The organism is Limisphaera sp. VF-2, from assembly GCF_049537125.1.
Taxonomy (GTDB): domain Bacteria; phylum Verrucomicrobiota; class Verrucomicrobiia; order Limisphaerales; family Limisphaeraceae; genus Limisphaera.
On sequence record NZ_JBMVQY010000010.1, the window covers coordinates 1 to 3,340 of the forward strand.

4 protein-coding genes and 1 pseudogene are annotated in these 3,340 nt (G+C 60.5%); all 5 read left to right on the forward strand.

From position 1 onward, the window contains the following. Nucleotides 1-504: pseudogene (locus tag ACPDIT_RS15105) on the forward strand (RHS repeat protein); the annotation flags it as partial. Next, the gene (locus tag ACPDIT_RS15110) at nucleotides 501-956 is read left to right on the forward strand and encodes a DUF6973 domain-containing protein (protein ID WP_423444907.1); all 456 of its coding nucleotides are present in this window, start codon (nucleotides 501-503) and stop codon (nucleotides 954-956) included. The pseudogene ACPDIT_RS15105 and the gene ACPDIT_RS15110, both read left to right, overlap by 4 nt. After that, nucleotides 953-1,417: a hypothetical protein gene (locus tag ACPDIT_RS15115; protein WP_423444909.1), complete on the forward strand. Its 465-nt coding sequence runs from the start codon at nucleotides 953-955 to the stop codon at nucleotides 1,415-1,417. Before ACPDIT_RS15110 ends, ACPDIT_RS15115 begins: the two co-directional genes overlap by 4 nt. 447 nt (nucleotides 1,418-1,864) lie before the next feature. After that, complete coding sequence (locus ACPDIT_RS15120; RefSeq protein ID WP_423444911.1) at nucleotides 1,865-2,743, forward strand: RHS repeat-associated core domain-containing protein; 879 nt, start codon at nucleotides 1,865-1,867, stop codon at nucleotides 2,741-2,743. A gap of 396 nt (nucleotides 2,744-3,139) precedes the next feature. Further along, the coding region (locus ACPDIT_RS15125; RefSeq protein WP_423444913.1) for a hypothetical protein at nucleotides 3,140-3,340 on the forward strand (201 nt) is incomplete at its 3' end.

A 3,340-nucleotide genomic window follows, 5' to 3' on the forward strand; every position in this document is an offset into this window, starting at 1 on the left:
GGCCGGCGCATCCGGCAGACGAGCTACGTGTTGAGCAACGGGGTTTGGGTGGTGACGGAGGACCTGAAATCCGTGAGCGATCCGGTGTGGTTCGGCCGGCATGTGGCAGAGTTGAACGCGACGAACCACGCGCTGGTGCGCAGCTACGTCTGGGGCTTGGACCCGAGCGAGACATTGGACGGCGCCGGTGAGGTGGGTGGTCTGCTCTGGGTGCGGCTGGCCAGCGGTCCGGCGTCCGGGACGCATTTCGTCACCTACGACGGCAACGGGAATGTCTGGCAGTTGGTCTCTGCTACCACCGGCATGGAGACGGCGCGCTACGAATACGGCCCCTTCGGCGAACCCCTCCGCGCCACCGGCCCCGCGGCTCCCTCTAACCTCTTCTGCTTTAGCACGAAACGGACGGACTCGGCCACAGGTTTGGTCCTCTACGAGTATCGTGCCTACAGCCCGCGTTCGGGGGGTGGTCAAACAGAGATCCCATTGGGGAACGCGGCGGGTTGAACTTGTATGCCTTCGTCGCCAATGACCCCATACGACGAATTGACCTCTGGGGCTTGGGCTACAGCGGAGGCGGTGCTGATTTGCGTGAAAAGCTCGATTGCCTTTGTAAGTGCGGGAAATCGGACTGCGAGAAGGGAGCGGCTTTGGGGGACCGAGCTCTGAACGAGACACAGAGGCGATTCCCGGGCTCGACCCTCCACAACGACAAGGCCGACGCATGGCGGCACTGCTACTGGAGTTGCGAAATGGCCCGAGCGCTCGGCACGTTGAATGCCAAGTGCATAGGCGACGTCCACGAGAATGCAAACGAACGCCGCGGACAGCCCCCTGAGCAGCGGAAAATGGACGAGCACAACAACTCCGTTGGCCGTGATTTGGCCGCCCAAAGCGGAGACTGTGGCGATCTTTGCCAGAAGGCGCTCGATGAGGGAAAACTGAAGGTGCTCAAGTGAAGACCGCATTTGGCGTTTTGTCGGTAGTCGCAGCGATGCTCTCGTTCAGTGGATGTGGCGAGGCAGAAAACAGCTTTGTGGAGGCGCTCCATCGATCTGGCGAGGCTGCGCTGAAGACCAGCAACGCGGTTGTCAGCGTTTCGTCAGTGACGCGGTTTCAGTGGGAAAAGTTGTTCATCTTCGGCCCTTACACATCGGTTGACCAAATCCACGCGCAGCTTGGCTACAGATGGGCGGAAGCACAAGGAACTCACATCGATTCGTCAGAGACGTTTTACCTCCTTGTTTTCACCAAGGCTGGGAAAGTCGTTCAGCACTACAAGTTCCCTAGAAGTCTCGGGGACTTTGAGAACTTGGAAGCGGGCAACGAGTTCTCCAGGGAAACAGCAGCTTTCGAAATTGGACGCACCGCCGATGCGTCCTCAGAGCGACTGAGATTCATCCCAAAGTGGGGACGTTGAACGCCGTCCGGCTGTCCGGCGCAAATGGTGCGAGAGAGATTAGGCGGCTCGAGGCTGCGGTGAGGGAAGTCGGCCACCCGCCCCTGCCGCACGGTCCTGGGCGCAGCGTCTTCGCCGGGGAGTGCAGAAGGAGTTGCATGGGAGAACGGAGCGGGGCGCATTTCAGTCTCTGGCACTAGGGGATCGGGGTATCGCCGCAGCGCAGGCTGGTCGCCTGCTGTATCGCGGATGGCCAATCCGCGAAACTCCCGCTGGGGCAAACGGCCGCCGACTGCCCGTCGGCCTGCCGACCGCAGCGGCCCGCCCCGCAGGGAGGCGCTCCGGGGGGTGGGAAACCGGCGCAAAAAGACCAAGCTGCCATCCATCGAGATGCGCCCTCGGCGGATTTGGCGGACGAGTAGCGGGTGGACAAGTGAGGCTTGGCGGGTTATAGAGGACCTGAAGCTGGTGAGCGATCCGATGCGGTTTAGCCGGCACATCGCAGAGCTGAACGCCACGAACCATGCGCTGGTGCGCAGCTACGCGTGGGGCCTGGACCTCAGCGAAACCTTGGACGGCGCCGGCGGTGTGGGTGGTTTGCTGTGGGTCAACCAACACTCTGCGTCATCTGCCGGCGCGCATTTCTGCACCTACGATGGCAACGGGAACGTGTGGCAGTTGGTTGCTGCTTCCACCGGCACGGAGACCGGGCGCTACGAATACGGTCCCTTCGACGACGCCCTCCGCACCACCGGTCCTGCCGCCGCTTCTAGTTCCTTCCGCTTCAGCACCAAACGCACCGACCCAGCCAGTGGACTGGTGCTTTACGCGTATCGCATTTATCGCCCTATAGTTGGGCGATGGCTAACTCGAGATCCATTAGCGGAACAGGACGGATGGAACCTTTATCAAATGGTTCAGAACACTCCTACCGAGCAGTGTGACCAATATGGCTTGCGACGGGTTGAGTACGAGGTCCAAGATTGGTGGGTCACATGGTACACAGACATACTTAACCAAACACTGGGCACACAATATCTGTCGTATTCTCATTACCTTCTCGTATGGGGTGAGACGCGAAACGGCGTCCGCTTCCACGCCTATGGGAAAGATTCGGCTGAAGGACGATTAACATTTGCGCAGTTTCCTGCGGGCTATAAGCTAAAAGTCCATGGCCCTAATGTGGGCGAGAAGGACGGCCCCTGTCCGGTCCAGTGCATCAGCTATACGTCGGAATACATGGCCTTTTTGGGCATCAAGAGTCCTTACATCGACGTATCCATGACTTTAGCGGCGAGCACGATCTCGATTACAATCTGCGCCGACGGTGAGATTATAGTGCGATAGGAGGAAAACCGATGGTTAAGAAGGTTCTTGTCTTGGCTGGTGTGGCGGGGGGAGTTGTCATAGCGTGGTGGGCTGTATTTCTGCGGCCTGTGTCGCATGGTCGTGCGAGCGGGCACGAAGCGGTGTCTGGTGCGGAATATGAGCCGGCTTGGGGCCTCCTGAGTTTTTGTGTGCTGCTGGGCCTGTTGGTCATAGCGATGTCATTTGCGTGGCGCTGGCTGACACGCAGGCCGCGCCGGGAAGACGTCGCTCGAAGAGCTGACGTGGATGGACGTAGTCATTGAATGATTCAGAAGGGGCAATGCTCGAAGAAGAAGACTGTGGCGGGGCGATGAGGCGTGAAAGCGTGGCATCCTGGTCGTTGTCGGTGGGGTAGTACGCGCGGGGCGAAAGAGGTTGTCGCCGGGCGGGCGCTGGCAACGGACGCTTTATACGCCGCAGGGGCAGATCTGGCGCAGTTGGGGCACCAGCGCTTGGCCGGTGGAGTACGGCTACGACCATGGCGGGCGGCTGACCAACCTGGTGACCTGGCAACAGTTCGACCTGGGCAGCGGGCAGGGCACGGGCGGTCAGGCCCGGACGGCCTGGCGGTACGAC